Origin of the sequence: Solwaraspora sp. WMMA2059 (genome assembly GCF_027497315.1) — a bacterium.
In the GTDB taxonomy this organism is placed as follows: Bacteria; Actinomycetota; Actinomycetes; order Mycobacteriales; family Micromonosporaceae; genus Micromonospora_E.
Genome location: NZ_CP114908.1, coordinates 184,356 through 197,737 on the forward strand (window position 1 = coordinate 184,356; position 13,382 = coordinate 197,737).

The 13,382-nt window shown below is 72.3% G+C and carries 10 protein-coding genes and 2 pseudogenes; 7 read left to right on the forward strand and 5 right to left on the reverse strand.

All coding sequences use genetic code 11. The annotated features are described in order from the left end of the window. Positions 1–12 precede the first annotated feature (12 nt). The 4 genes from mshD to O7553_RS00760 all read right to left on the reverse strand — a co-directional run bounded on the left by mshD (position 13) and on the right by O7553_RS00760 (position 3,529). The gene (mshD, locus tag O7553_RS00745) at positions 13–912 is read right to left on the reverse strand and encodes a mycothiol synthase (RefSeq protein WP_281552996.1); all 900 of its coding nucleotides are present in this window, start codon (positions 910–912) and stop codon (positions 13–15) included. Between the two features lie 79 nt (positions 913–991). Continuing rightward, complete coding sequence (locus tag O7553_RS00750; RefSeq protein ID WP_281552997.1) at positions 992–1,930, reverse strand: polysaccharide deacetylase family protein; 939 nt, start codon at positions 1,928–1,930, stop codon at positions 992–994. 192 nt (positions 1,931–2,122) lie between these two features. After that, entirely contained in the window at positions 2,123–2,839 is a 717-nt protein-coding gene (locus O7553_RS00755; protein ID WP_278171736.1) for a response regulator transcription factor, read from the reverse strand. Positions 2,840–3,358: 519 nt separating this feature from the next. Continuing rightward, positions 3,359–3,529, reverse strand: a complete 171-nt coding sequence (locus tag O7553_RS00760) for a hypothetical protein (protein WP_281552998.1) — start codon at positions 3,527–3,529, stop codon at positions 3,359–3,361. Between the two features lies 1 nt (position 3,530). Here O7553_RS00760 and O7553_RS00765 point away from each other — a divergent pair, with 1 nt between their 5' ends. The 6 genes and pseudogenes from O7553_RS00765 (at position 3,531) to O7553_RS00785 (ending at position 7,728) form a co-directional block, all read left to right on the forward strand. Continuing rightward, the gene (locus O7553_RS00765) at positions 3,531–4,331 is read left to right on the forward strand and encodes a hypothetical protein (protein WP_281552999.1); all 801 of its coding nucleotides are present in this window, start codon (positions 3,531–3,533) and stop codon (positions 4,329–4,331) included. A 129-nt stretch (positions 4,332–4,460) separates the two neighbouring features. Then, positions 4,461–5,273 (forward strand): DUF2993 domain-containing protein, encoded by an 813-nt coding sequence (locus tag O7553_RS00770; protein WP_281553000.1) that lies wholly within the window; start codon positions 4,461–4,463, stop codon positions 5,271–5,273. A gap of 133 nt (positions 5,274–5,406) precedes the next feature. Continuing rightward, positions 5,407–5,487, forward strand: a pseudogene (locus tag O7553_RS30105) (Ms5788A family Cys-rich leader peptide); the annotation flags it as partial. Positions 5,488–5,709: 222 nt separating this feature from the next. After that, on the forward strand, positions 5,710–6,558 hold the full coding sequence (locus O7553_RS00775) for a sulfurtransferase (protein WP_281553001.1): 849 nt from the start codon (positions 5,710–5,712) through the stop codon (positions 6,556–6,558). A gap of 2 nt (positions 6,559–6,560) precedes the next feature. Further along, positions 6,561–6,902, forward strand: a complete 342-nt coding sequence (locus O7553_RS00780; RefSeq protein WP_281553002.1) for a DUF1416 domain-containing protein — start codon at positions 6,561–6,563, stop codon at positions 6,900–6,902. Between the two features lie 358 nt (positions 6,903–7,260). Then, complete coding sequence (locus O7553_RS00785) at positions 7,261–7,728, forward strand: lamin tail domain-containing protein (RefSeq protein ID WP_281553003.1); 468 nt, start codon at positions 7,261–7,263, stop codon at positions 7,726–7,728. 105 nt (positions 7,729–7,833) lie between these two features. Here O7553_RS00785 and O7553_RS00790 read toward each other — a convergent pair whose 3' ends face one another. After that, the gene (locus O7553_RS00790) at positions 7,834–12,288 is read right to left on the reverse strand and encodes a S8 family serine peptidase (RefSeq protein WP_281555399.1); all 4,455 of its coding nucleotides are present in this window, start codon (positions 12,286–12,288) and stop codon (positions 7,834–7,836) included. A gap of 395 nt (positions 12,289–12,683) precedes the next feature. On the opposite strand from O7553_RS00790, the pseudogene O7553_RS00795 reads away from it, so the two are divergent. Beyond that, positions 12,684–13,142 (forward strand): annotated as a pseudogene (locus O7553_RS00795) (winged helix-turn-helix domain-containing protein); the annotation flags it as partial. Positions 13,143–13,382 lie beyond the last annotated feature (240 nt).

Genomic DNA, 13,382 nt, shown 5'->3' on the forward strand with positions numbered 1-13,382 from the left:
GAGGCCGGCCGGTCAGCGCCGGCGGTAGCTCACGTCGGCCGACCAGCGCAGGAAGCCGAGCCGGGTGTAGAGCCGTACCGCGGCGGTGTTCGACTCGTCGACGTAGAGCATCGCCCGGTGCAGCCCGGCGGCGGCCAGATGCCGCAGCCCGGCGAGGGTGAGCGCGCGGCCGAGACCGCCGCCGTGGGCGGTCGGATCGACCCCGAGTACGTAGACCTCGCCGACCGCCGCGTCGGCGTGCACCTTGGTCCAGTGGAAGCCGAGCAGCCGGCCGGTCGGATCCTCGGCGAGCAGGAAACCGGCTGGGTCGAACCACGGCTGCGTGATCCGGGCATGCAGTTGCGGCAGCTCCCAGCGGCCCTGCTCGGGGTGGTCGGCGAACGCCTTCGCGTTGAGCGCCACCCAGGCGGCGTCGTCCTGACCCGGTACGAATGACCTCATCCGTACCCCGGCTGGCAGGGCCGGCTCGGGCAGCGGCTCGGGCAGCGGGTCGGTCAGCTTGCGGCGCAGCTGCAACAGCACCCGGTCGCGGACGAAGTCGTGGTCGAGGGCGAGGGCTGCGGCCGACGGGTGGTCGCCGTGCGCCCAGACGCGCAATGCGGCCGTCGGACCGGCGGCGTCGAGCAGCCCGGCGAGCAGTCGACGACCGTACCCGCGTCGCCGGTGTGCCGGGTGGACCACCAGCTCGGCGACCGGGCCGGCCGGATCGGTCGGGTCGAGATGCGCGTAGCCGATGGTCTCGCCGGCCGGGTCGGCGAGCGTGAGGTGCCGGGCGGAGGCCGCCTCCCGCAGTCCGATGACGACCTGCTCCGGCAGCGGGTCGGCACCGTCGGTGTCGGCGGCGACCGCCGCCAGCTTCAGCACCCGGTCGACCTGGGCAGGGTCGAGCTGGTCGAACCGAACGACGGTCATGCTCGCTTGGGTCGCCGACTCAGCCACGTGCCCCACCGTATCTCCCGTCCGGTCCGCCCGTCGCGGCGGATCGTCGCGGTCAGATCTGGCCGGTGCGCAGGTGCAGCCGGCGGCTGCGCTGGTCGGCCGGTTCGGCCATCGGCGGCAGCGCGTCGACCAGGAAACGTTGCCGCAGGTTCGGCAGGATCGTACGCAGTGCCAGCACCGTGCCGGACCGGTTGCCGCCGGCATCGTGCAGCAGTACGACCGACCCGGGTACGGCCTGCGCGGTCACCGTCGCGGTGATGCTGCCCGCACCGGGCTGGAAGTAGTCGGCCGGGTCGATGGTCCAGTGGATCGAGGTCATGCCCAGTTCCCGCGCCACCTCGACCACAGCGGGAGTCCAAAAGCCACCGGGTTGGCGGTAGTAGGAGACCGGGTGGCCGGGGGCGGCGGCCCGGATCGCCTCGGAGGTCCGGGTCAGATCGGTGCGGATCGCGGCCGGCGGGTAGCTGCCGAGGCCGAAGTCATGGCTCCACGAGTGGTTGCACAGGGTGTGCCCGTCTGCGGCAATGGCCCGGACCAGCTCCGGATGGGCGACCACGTTCCGGCCGACCAGGCAGAAGGTCGCCTTCACCCCGAACTGGCGGAGCACGTCGAGGGTCTGCTGGGTGTGCACCGGGTGCGGGCCGTCGTCGAAGGTGAGGGCGACCGCGGCGCTGCCGCTGGTCTGCCGGGTGCCGTGCGGTCCGCTGCGGTCGGGGGCAAGTGGGGCGTACGCCGGCAGCCGGGCCGCCGAACGGTCCGGGTCCGGTGCCCCGGTGGGTGACGGCGGCGACGCCGTGGACCGGGCCGGTGGTGGCACCAGGTCGGGGTCGGGTCCGCTGCGGGTCGGGCCCGGTGCCGGCGCGGGCGTGGGGTCGGGGTCGGCCCGGTCGGCCGGTGCACTGCTGGAACCGAGAAGGTACGCGCCGGTCAGGACGGCCGTCACGGCCACGGCGGCGACGGTCAGCCCGCGTAGACCCGCCAGCACCGTCACTGCAGCCCTCCCGCCGTCGGTTCGGTCGTCGGCCCGACGCTAGGAGGTTGCAGCTGGCTGATTTAGATGAAACGGTGAATAACCGATATAGACGGTCTATTCGGACGAAAATCTGAGGCGCCGTCCGGACAGATCCGGATGGCGCCTCAGCTGATGTTTCGGCGTTGCGCCACCGTGAGGTGGCGGAATCCGCTAGACCGGCAGCGGTGCGGGCTCGGTGTCCGGCAGCGACGAGCGGCTCGGCGGCACCACGAACTTGTAGCCGACCTGGCGGACCGTGCCGATCATCGACTCGTACTCCGAGCCGAGCTTGGCCCGCAGCCGCCGCACGTGCACGTCGACCGTACGCGTACCGCCGAAGTAGTCGTAGCCCCAGACCTCGCGCAGCAGCTGGTCGCGGGTGAAGACCCGCCCCGGGTGCTGGGCGAGGAACTTGAGCAGCTCGAACTCCTTGTAGGTCAGGTCGAGCGGGCGGCCCTTGAGCTTGGCGGCGTAGGTGTCCGGGTCGATGGTCAGCTCGCCGGCCCGGATCAGCCCGCCCGCGCCTGACGTGGCGTTGGTCAGCCGACCTACCGCCAACCGCAGCCGCGCCTCCACCTCGGCCGGGCCGGCGCTGGCCAGGATGACGTCGTCGACGCCCCAGTCGGCGTTCAGCGCGATCAGACCGGCCTCGGTGACCACCGCGACCAGCGGGACGCCCAGACCAGTGGCATGCAGCATCCGGCAGGTCGCACGGGCCTCGGACAGCTCCGACCGGGCGTCGACCAGGACCGCGTCCGGGCTCGGCCCGGAAACCAGGGTGCGGACATCGCGGGGCGCGGTCCGCACCGAGTGGGGGAGCAGGTCGAGTGCGGGCAGTACGGCCGACGGCTCGCCCGCACGGGCCGTTACCAGCAGCAGGATTTCCACACATCACCTCCGTCCTCGCGGCCTGTCCTGGCCGCGCGTGGTGACCGCGGACGCCGGCCACGTGGCCGTCACCGCAGACAGTGGCGTCGAACCCCGGCTTCGCTGACGGGTGGTTAAGCCATGAGCTTAACCGATTAGGTGCCGGAAACAGCGGGGCGGTGAGCTGTTCATCTGTGCAGTCGGCCATAGCGCCCCGCGCCGTCGCCAGCGGGCCACCCGCCGCGTCTGGCACCATCAGGGCGTGCATCCCTCCACGCCATCCGAGACCGGTCGCGGACAGTGGCCTGACGGTAGCCGGGAGTCACCGCCCGGGCCACCGCCCGGCGGGCGGCCCGGCGGCATGCGGGGCGGCCCCGGTCGCGCCGTCGTCCCAGGGCCGCCGGAGCCCGGCCCACCGGTGCCGGGTCGAGCACCGGCCCCGGGCCGGGTACCCGCGCCCGGTCCCGGTCGAGCCGCCGCGCCGGTGCCGGGTCGGGCGCCCGCTCCCGGCCCTGCCCCGGGTCCGGGTCCGGCCCCGGGTCACGCGCCCGCTCCCGGTGGTGCGGCCGCTGTGGGTGGCGAGGCCACCGGCCCGTCGGGCGCGGCGGACAGCCGGCCGGCGGACCGGCCGGACCGCACCGGGGAGCAGGAAACCGTCAGCAGCCGGTCCACGTCGGCGCCGGTGCCGGTCAGCCGGACCATCTCGCTCACCGTGGCCGGGTTCTCCGTGCTGCTGGCCCTGGGGCTGATCTTCGGTGGGCAGACCGCCGGGCCAGGGCTGGCCCGGACCCCGTTCACCATCGTCGTCTTCGGCGTACAACTGCTCTTCGTGATCTCCTGGACGTTGGCGATCCGGCCACCGGCGATGCCGGTCATCGGCGGGGTGGGCCTGCTGGCCGCGGCCGTCGCCGACATCGGAGCGTTGCTGCCGACCGTCGCCTCGCTGGCCCCGGTCGGGTACGCGGCGGCAGGCGGCTTCGTCGTCGCGGTCCTCGCCCAGCTGATCCGGCCGGCCGACCGCACCAGGGTCACCGAGTCGCTCGGCGCCACGTTGCAGATCGTCGTCGGAGTGGTCGCCTTCGCCACGCTGATCGTGCTCAGCCGGCTGCAGCTCGGTGGCACCCAGACCATCGTGGTGGCGCTGGCCGGCACCGGCATCGCGCTGATGACCGCCCGGCTCACCGACGCGGTGGTGTCCCGGCCGCGGCTCGCCCCGCAGGTGCCCCGGGGCGCCACCGGCGTGGTGCTCGGTGCCATGGTGGGCACGCTGGCCAGCGCAGTGCTCGGCATCTACGTGGTCGGCTTCACCCCGGTCACTGCGGCCCTGGTCGGCCTGGTCGCCGCCAGTGCGGCGGTCCTGGTCGACCTCGCCACCGGCTACGCCGAGGCCAGCCGGCAGATGGCCGGGGATCCGCCGACGATGTGGGTGGCCCGGCACATGCAGGGTCCGCTCGGCGGGTTCGCCCTCGCCGCGCCGCTGTCCTACGCCCTCGGTGTGCTGATCTTCAACTGAGTCACCGGGTCGGTCAGGTCACCGGGTCGGTCAGGTGAGGTACCTGACCGGTCGGGCCGGTGCCGGATGAGCCGTACTCAGGTTGGGTAGATACGGTACGGCGCATCCGTCCGCAGCCGAGGAGGCACCGTGTCGACCTATCCGGCGTACCAGGAGGAACCGGTCCACCGGTCGCGTTCCCAGCGGCAACCAGGCCGACGAGCCCGCCGGCTACTGACCGTCGTCGCCGTGCTGCTGCTCGTCCTGGCGCTGGTCCTGGTCGTCGCCGACCGGGTCGCCGTCGCGTACGCCGAACGGGCGGTCGCCGACCAGATCCGCCAGCAGGTGGCCGGTCAGAACATCGAGTCCTCCGAGCCGGAGGTCTCGATCGGCGGGTTCCCGTTCCTCAGCCAGGTCGCGACCGGCCGCTACCAGTCAGTCTCGATCGTGCTGCGCGACGTGTCGGCGGCGGTCAACGGCAACAGCGTGCGGCTGCCCACCCTCGACGTCGACGCGCGGGGCGTACAGGCGCCGTTGGAGACGCTGCGCACCGGCCAGGGTGAGGTCATCGCGGAGACCGTGCAGGGGACCGCCACGGTCTCCTACGACAGCATCGTGCAGCTGATCGACCAGCCCGGCGTGGAGTTGTCCGAACAGGATGGACGGCTCGGCGTCACCGCCCCGGTGGACATCCTCGGTCAGCAGGTCACCCTGACCGGCACCGCGGACCTGGAGGTCGCTCCGGGCGAGGTGCTGCTGCGCTTCGACGAACTCGCCGCCGAAGGGCTGCCCGGCGACGAGGCGGCCCGCGGGTTCGTTGAGGCCTACGCCCAGCAATTGTCCATCGCGGTGCCGCTGCCCGCCCTGCCGTTCCAGCTCGACCTGCAGGAGGTGGCCGTGACCCCGGCCGGCCTGGCCGTCACCGCCACCGCCACCGACGTGCCGCTGAGCGCACTCGGCTGACCATCTCCGGCGGACCGGCGTTGCGGACCGGCGTGGCGGACCCGGCTGCAGGGTGGCGCAGGTCTCAGCGCCCGGATGTCCCATTGCGTGGTCGGATCGGTGACCGTCCGGAAACAGGCTGGTAAGCTTCGGCCCCATGGGGAAGTTCCTCACTAAGCGGCGCGCGGTCGACCTGTGCCGTGTGGCCACCTGCCTGTGTCGCCCGGTCCTCTGACGGCGGGCTGACCCGGCGGGCTGTCGTCGACCCTTTCTGTGGTCGGTGACCAGCGCCGAAGAATTCTCACCATCGCCCGGCAGCGGCGCCGTCGCACGTCCGTGATCCGTCCTCCAGGGTCCCGCACAGGTGCGACACCTGCGGCGTGGACTCGCCACCGATCCGCTTCCTCCACACCGGCGGCCCGCCGGGCCAGGGGGAGACCAACCAGGGAGTGATCTGATGAGTCGCGACACCGCACTCGTTTCGGCCGACTGGGCCGAGAAGAACCTCGACGCCCCGGGCGTCGTCTTCGTCGAGGTCGACGAGGACACCTCCGCGTACGACGGTGGGCACATCGCCGGCGCGGTCAAGATCGACTGGAAGACCGACCTGCAGGACCCGGTACGCCGCGACTTCATCAACAAGTCGCAGTTCGAGGCGCTGCTGTCCGAGCGGGGCATCGGCAACGACGACGTCGTGGTCCTCTACGGCGGCAACAACAACTGGTTCGCGGCGTACGCGTACTGGTACTTCAAGCTGTACGGCCACCGCGACGTCAAGCTGCTCGACGGCGGCCGCAAGAAGTGGGAGCTGGACGCCCGCCCGATGACCACCGAGGTGGTCGCCCGCCCGGCCACCCAGTACGTCGCCCAGGAGCCGGACAGCTCCATCCGGGCATTCCGTGACGAGGTGGTGGCCGCGATCGGCACCCAGAACCTGGTCGACGTCCGCTCGCCCGACGAGTTCGCCGGCCGGCTGCTCGCCCCCGCCCACCTGCCGCAGGAGCAGGCGCAGCGGGCCGGGCACATTCCGACCGCGGTCAACGTGCCGTGGTCCAAGGCGGCCAACGAGGACGGCACCTTCAAGTCCGACGACGAGCTGCGCGCCCTGTACGCCGAGGCCGGCCTCGAGGACGGCAAGGACACCATCGCGTACTGCCGGATCGGCGAGCGTTCCTCGCACACCTGGTTCGTGCTCAAGGAGCTGCTCGGGCACTCCAACGTGAAGAACTACGACGGGTCCTGGACCGAGTACGGCTCGCTGATCGGCGTGCCGGTTGTGCTCGGCGACGAGCCCGGAAAGGCGTGACGATGACCGCTGCGACCACACCGAATGCCCCGACCGCGGCGGGCTGCGCCGCCCCGGACCAGGCGGCACCGCTGCCGGCCAGCGTCGACCTGGCCAAGGAGACCGTGATCACCGGGACCGTGCGGTCGGCCGGCGGCGAGGCCGTGGCCGGCGCGTACGTGCGGCTGCTGGACGCCACCGGCGAGTTCACCGCCGAGGTGGTCACCTCGCCGGCCGGCCAGTTCCGGTTCTTCGCCGCACCGGGCAGCTGGACCCTGCGGGCCCTGTCCCGGCACGGCAACGGCGACACCCCGGTGACCGCCGCCCAGGGAGTCAACGAGGTCTCGGTGACCGTCGGCAGCTGACGCCCGGCCCGACCCGACGACAGGCCGCCGCCCCGGAGTTTTCCCGGGGCGGCGGCCTGTCGGCTTCGTGACCGACATTGGCGGCGGATCACCCGTCGCCGGTTCCCGCTGTCGCCCTGTGGACAGCGGAAACGGCCGACCGACGGCGTCACCCTGGTCGCTCCGGCCGGTGGCCACACCGACAAGGCACCAGCGCCCGACGGGACGGTGCCACAGTACGAACTGACTTGATGACGTCACTCTCTGGTGAATTGGGCGTCCCGTCACCCACAATTCTTCGTGGCGGTAGCGGGCGTACGGCGAATCGGGTTTCGGTTCTTCCGATGCCTGCGAAAATTGCTCATCCCATGGGGGAATCATGCGAAAGACTGTCGGTGTCCTGACTGCGGCGATGCTCGGGCTGGTCACCTCGATGACCATCGCCGCACCTGCGAGTGCTGCACCCAGCCTGCGGGTGCACAGCGTCCAGTACCACCCGAACGGCGTCAACGACGGCAGTGGGACGTTCGCCAACCGGGAATGGCTGCAACTGGTCAACCGGGGTAAGGAAGCGGTCAACCTGCGGGGCTACACGGTGCACAACAAGAATGGCCGGACTTACCGGTTCGGCGACGTCGTCATTCCTGGAAAAGGCGGCCGGGTATGGCTGCGTTCCGGTGCCGGCGACGACACCGCACGGACCGTGTACTGGAACACGGCTGGTTTCGTGTGGGATGTCGAAGGTGACAAGGCATTCCTGCGGAACCGCAAGGGCCACGCCGTGCACACCTGCTCGTGGTCGTATGTGAAGGGCCGGGACTGGGTGCGATGCCCGGTCAACCCGTGACGATTCCGGGTTGACCGCCGGCGGGTGCCGGGCCAGAGCTGGGCTGGCCCGGCACCCGTTCTCACCATCGGTCAGACACGCCGTCGGTCGACCCGGTCACCCGGGTCAGATCCCGCCGAGGCGGGCCGGGCAGGGATCGACCGGTTCGAGCACGCTGTCGACCGTGGTGACGATCCCGGCCGGCAGCCGTTCCTGCCGGGCCTGCGGCACCCAGCCGTCCTTCGCGGTGATGATCTCGTACTGTCCGCGTGGCAGCCAGTACGCGTACCCGCCATCGGCACCGGTGCGCAGCGTGTAGCCGGTGCCCGGATCGGTCAGCGAGTTCAGCCGGATCGTCGCCCCGGCTACTCCGACCTCGACCCCGGCGCAGCTGACCCCGGTGACGGTGCCCTGCACCTTCGCCCAGGACGCCGGCGGCGAGACGTTCATCTGCACGTCCACCTGGCCGACCGGGTACGGGGTGTCGGACCGCAACCCGAGGGTCGCCGCGTACCGGCCGGGCTGGTCCACGCCGGCCTCGGCGGTCGCCGCCAGCGTGACGGTGACCGTCCGGGAGGCACCAGGGGCAAGGGTGAAGCTGCCAGGGTCGGTGACCAGCCACGGCAGGTCGGCCGCGGCGTCGCACAGCTCCAGCCCGGCGAGCACCTCCACCTGCGCCGAACCGACGAACGAGCTCGGCGATCCGCCGACCTTGTACGCCCCGCAGGCACCGGCGCCCCGGTACCGGGCGAACTCGGTGTTCGGCAGGTCACGCCAGACCCCGGCGGCCGGGTCGAAGCCGACCGTACGGTTCGTCACCGTGGTGGACGCCCCGGTCACCCCGCCGGCGATCACCAGCAGGCCACCGGCCGCCGCGTACTGCCCGCCCCACAGGTCCAACGGCAGGTCCGGCAACGGGCTCCAGGCGTCGGTGGCCGGGTCGTAGGCGTACGTCGACCGGTACTCGACGGCGCCGGCGCCGCCGGCGCAGTACGCCAGCTCACCAATCCCGCCACAGGCCAACCAGGACGCGGCAACCGGATAGTCGGCCCGGGACCGGAACGTGCCGGTGCCGGTGTCGAACGCCAGCACCGTACGCGAGTCGGTGCAGGTGCCGTCGGTGCAGCCGCCGATCAGGTAGATCGTGCCGCCGATGACGGCGGACCCGGCCGCGGCCCGCGGCGCGGGGCTGGTCACCCCGGACAGCGTGGCCCACGTCCCGGTCGCCGGGTCGAACACGTCGACGCTCGCCACCGGAGTCCCACCGGCACCCCATCCGCCGAACAGGTACAGCTTGCCGCCGGCCGCGGCGAGCACCGGCTTGCTGCGGGCCGTCGGCAGGTCGGGCAGGGCGCTCCAGACGTCGGTGACCGGGTCGTAGACCCAGGCGTCCCGCTCGGTGCCGGTGGTGCTGCCCCCGCCGACCGAGTAGACCTTGCCGTCGAGCGTGGCGGCCGCGTTGTCGAAGACCGCCGTCGGGTGGTCCGGGGCCCGCGTCCAGGCATCGGCGGCCGTCCCGGCCGCGGCTCCGGCCGCCTCCGTCGCGGCGGTGATCCGGGTCGGCGCGGCACCGGCCGGGGCGCCGTACGCCGGACCCTGCCAGGCCTTGCTGATTCCCTTGACCTTGTGTTCGGCCAGCGGGGCACCGTCGCCGGCCAGCAGGCTGAACCCACCGTCGCCGGTCAGCATCTCGACTTCGGCCGGCGCGCTGCCGGTGTTGGTCACCGTCACCTTGGCCTTGCGGGTGCTGCCGTACGGCTGGTGGGACACGACCGGGCTGGTCGGGCTGATCGCCAACCGGCCGGCCTTGACCGAGAAGTCGGCCCGGCGGGCCCGGTCGGCGACCACCGTCACCGTCCGGCTCCGCACCTGGTACGGCGCTCGCGTCGCGGTGAACTCCTGCTCGCCGACCAGTGGAGAGAAGAGCTGGTAGAAGCCGTCGGGCAGGGCCGGGTCGTCCGGCGTGGCGGCGGAGACCGCCCGTACCGTCGGGTCGGTGGCGCTGGTCACCGTGACGCCGTTCAGCGCGGCCCCGGTGTTGTGGTCGGTGGTGTTGCCGACCAGCAGGCCACCGGGCAGCGGAGTGCAGCTGCGGTCGACCACCTCGACGTCGTCGACCTGCCACCACCAGGCGTAGCTGCCCTGGAAGTGGAACCGGATCAGCACTTCGTCGGCACCGGCCACCGAGGTCAGCGGGATCTCCTCGGTGCGCGGCCCGCGTCGGCTGGTGGTGTACCGCCAGACGTTGGTCCAGCTGGCGCCGCCGTCGACCGAGACACCGATCTCGGCGCTGTCGCTGAGCCCCACCGCCCGCCAGTCGCTGGCGAACCGCAGGTAGGGCGCGTCCGCGCCGGACAGGTCCAGCATCGGGGTGACCAGGTCGGTGTCCTGGACCTCACCGACGCCGAGCGCGTCACTGTCGATGTTGGCGAAGCCGCCGTCACCGCCGGTCAGGTTGCCCCGCGAGCCGATGTCGGAGAACTCCCAACCGCCGCCGTCGGTGCGGTTGACCACCGACCAGCCGTCCGGGGTGTCGGCGGTCGGGAAGCTCTCGGCGAGCAGCGGGTCGCCGAAGCTGGCCACGTACCCGGGGGTCACGCACTCGGCGGTGACCGGCACCGCCAGGTGCACGGTCCGGTCGGTGTCGCCGGCCGGCACCTCCACCCGGGTCGGCTGGTATCCGGCGAGCGTCGCCGTGGCGACCAGCGTCACGGCGGTGCCGCCGGGCACGGTCAGCGTGTAGCGGCCGGACGCCGGGTCGGTGTAGGTGACGGTCTCCGGCCGTCCGTCGACCTCGACCCGGGCGTAGAGCGGCCAGCCGTGGCCGGCCGCGTCGGTGACCCGGCCGCTGAGCGTGACCAGGGTGGTGGCGGCCAGGTCGAAGTCCTGCTCGACGGTGCCGTCCTCGGCGACCGTGACCGTGGCGCTGTCCGGCTGGTAGCCGAACGCGCTGGCGGTGACGGTGTACTCACCGGTCGGCAGGGTCAGCGAGTAGCCGCCGTCGGTGCCGGTGGTGACGCTGCGGTCGCCGGCGGCGACGGTGGCCCCGGGCAGCGGGTCGCCGTCGCCGGTGACCACGCCGGTCACCCGGCCGGCGGGTCCGCGCGGGGCGGCCTCGACGGCGGCGTACGCGTCGAGCCGACCCTCACCGAAGTTGTTGTTGTTGGCTGCGGTCCCGCCGCAGCTGGTGTCGTCGGTGTCGATCGCGGTGCCGTCCAGCAGGGCCCGGGTGGCGGCGATGTCGCCGTGCAGGGTCGGTGCCGCCGACCAGGCCAGCGCGACTGTGGCGGCGACGTGCGGGGAGGCCATCGAGGTGCCGCTGTACGCCGCGTACCCGCCACCGGGGATGCTGGAGCGGACCGCGGTGCCGGGCGCGGCGATGTTCGGCTTGACCGATCCGTCGACCAACGAGGCGCCCCGGCTGGACCGGGCGGCGATCCGGTGGTTGACGTCGTAGTTGCCGGTTGCGTACGCCTGCGGGTAGTCGCCGGGGGAGCTGGCGGTGCCGCAGCCCGGTCCCTCATTGCCGATGGCGAAGGCCGGGAAGATGCCGGCGGCGATCCAGGCGTCGACGGTCTGCCGGTACCACGGGTCGGCCTGTCCGCCGCCCCACGAGTTGTTGACCACGTCGGGGCGCAGCTCCGGCCGGGGGTTCGCGCCCGAGGTGTCGGTCGGGGCGAGCACCCACTGGCCGGCGGCCAGCAGCGACGCGTCGGAGCAGTTGGTGACCTCGCAGCCCTTGGCGGCGATCCAGCGGGCACCGGGTGCCACCCCGGTCTGGTTGTCGCCGCCGTCGTCGCCGGTCATGGTGCCGGTGACGTGGGTGCCGTGACCGTTGTTGTCACAGGGGGTCCCGGTCGGGCAGATGCCGGTCGGGTCGAACCAGTTGTAGTCGTGGTCGTAGCCGCCGGCGCCGGCTCCCCGGTAGCTGGCGGCCAGGGCCGGGTGGTCGAACTCGACGCCGCTGTCGATGGTGGCCACGACGATTCCGTCGCCGCTGGTGCCGAATTCGGACCAGACCTGTGGCGCCCGGACGTCGTCGATGTTCCACTCGACGGCGGTGGTGCCGGCGTCGTCGCCGACCGGCGGCACCGGTTCGGCTGGTTCCGGGGTGAGCAGCGGGTAGCTGCGAGCTGGTTCGAGCTGCTGCACCTCGGGCAGGGCGGCGATCCGGTCGGCCAGGTCCCGGTCGCCGGTGACCCGGACCGCGTTGGCGATCCAGTACGCAGTGTAGTCAGCCTTCCGCCCGTCGAGCAGTTTGCGCAGGCTCTGCTGGCTGCGCCGGGCGGTGGTGGTCAGCTCGTGGTGTACGGCCTCGGCCCGGGCGTCGGCGCGCCGGTCACCGGTCGGCAGCCCGGCGCTGGCGGCGTCGGCCGCACCGGACAGGTCGGCGCGGTCGCGCAGGTAGACCATGAAGTCGATGGTGCCGTCGCGGTCCAGTTCGGCGGCGAGCTCGGCGCTGATCGGCGCGGTGGCCGACCCGTCGGCCGGGCCGGCACCGGGTGCGGCGGTCGCGGCGGCGGGTTGGGCGGTCACCGCGAGCAGGGTGATCAGCCCGGCGGTGAATATCCGGTGCAGCAGCCTGCCCTGGCCGCCGTGGACGCGGCGGCGGGCGGTGCTGCGGTCACTATGGTGTCGTCCGGTTCGGCGGCGGGGCAGGTCGACCACGCGGTCCCCCCATGCTCGTAGGCGGTCCGTACTCGCCGGACCGCGGGATCAGCGGACCGGAAAGCCCGAAATCCGCCCAAGTCGCGTGCGGGCAGTGCTCTACGGATAGTTCTCGCACGGCGGCTACGAGTCATGCTTTAGTGGGCGACGTTGGTGATCAATGGGGTCTGTTGGGCAGTTTTCAGGCAGTACCCGGGCAACATGTGGTCGAGCGTCGGGCCGCGGTGGTATCGGTGACTGTCGCTGTTGACTCCGGCGACTAAACGGCGTTGTCTGATGACACGCAGCAACCTGGGGAGGAGTGCGCGGTGGTCAACGGTGAGGTGCCACTGGTCGTGTGTGTCACCGCTGACGTAGCCGTCCGTGAGCGCGTCGTGAGACGCCTCGACGACTGCGGCACGGTAGTCATCTGTACTGATCTGGCCGAGTTACGGGCGATGCTGTTTCCGCCCGTACCGGCGGAAGAACCGGAACCGGCGGCGCCGGTCGTGCTCGGCGACCTCGTCGTCGACGTGCCCGGCCATCTCGTCACCTGGCGGGGTGAGCCGTTGGCGCTGACCCGGCTGGAGCGGGAGTTGCTGGCCCGGCTGGCCACCCCACCGGTGGTGGTCTGGACCTACGAACGGCTCTTCGGCTCGGTCTGGGGCGGGGCCTATCTCGGCGACACGGCCATCCTGCACTCGGCCGTGAAACGGCTGCGCCGCAAGTTGCGCGGCGCCGGCGGCGGCCTGGAGATCCAGACCGTACGGGGCGTCGGCTACCGGCTCGCGTCGAGCGCGCCGGACAACTTCGGCGCTCTGGCGGCGACGGGACCGGACCGGGTCGGGTACCAGCGGGACGACGTGGCCGGCGACGGCGCGGTCCGTGACTATGTGGCGGTCCGTGACGACGTGGCGGCTCGCGACGAACTGGTCCACGAGGATGCGGTACCGGACGAGCCCGGCTGGGACGGGTCGGATCGGGAGCTGCCGGAGCAGCGGATCGGCAGGCCGGTCGAGGTCGGCTGC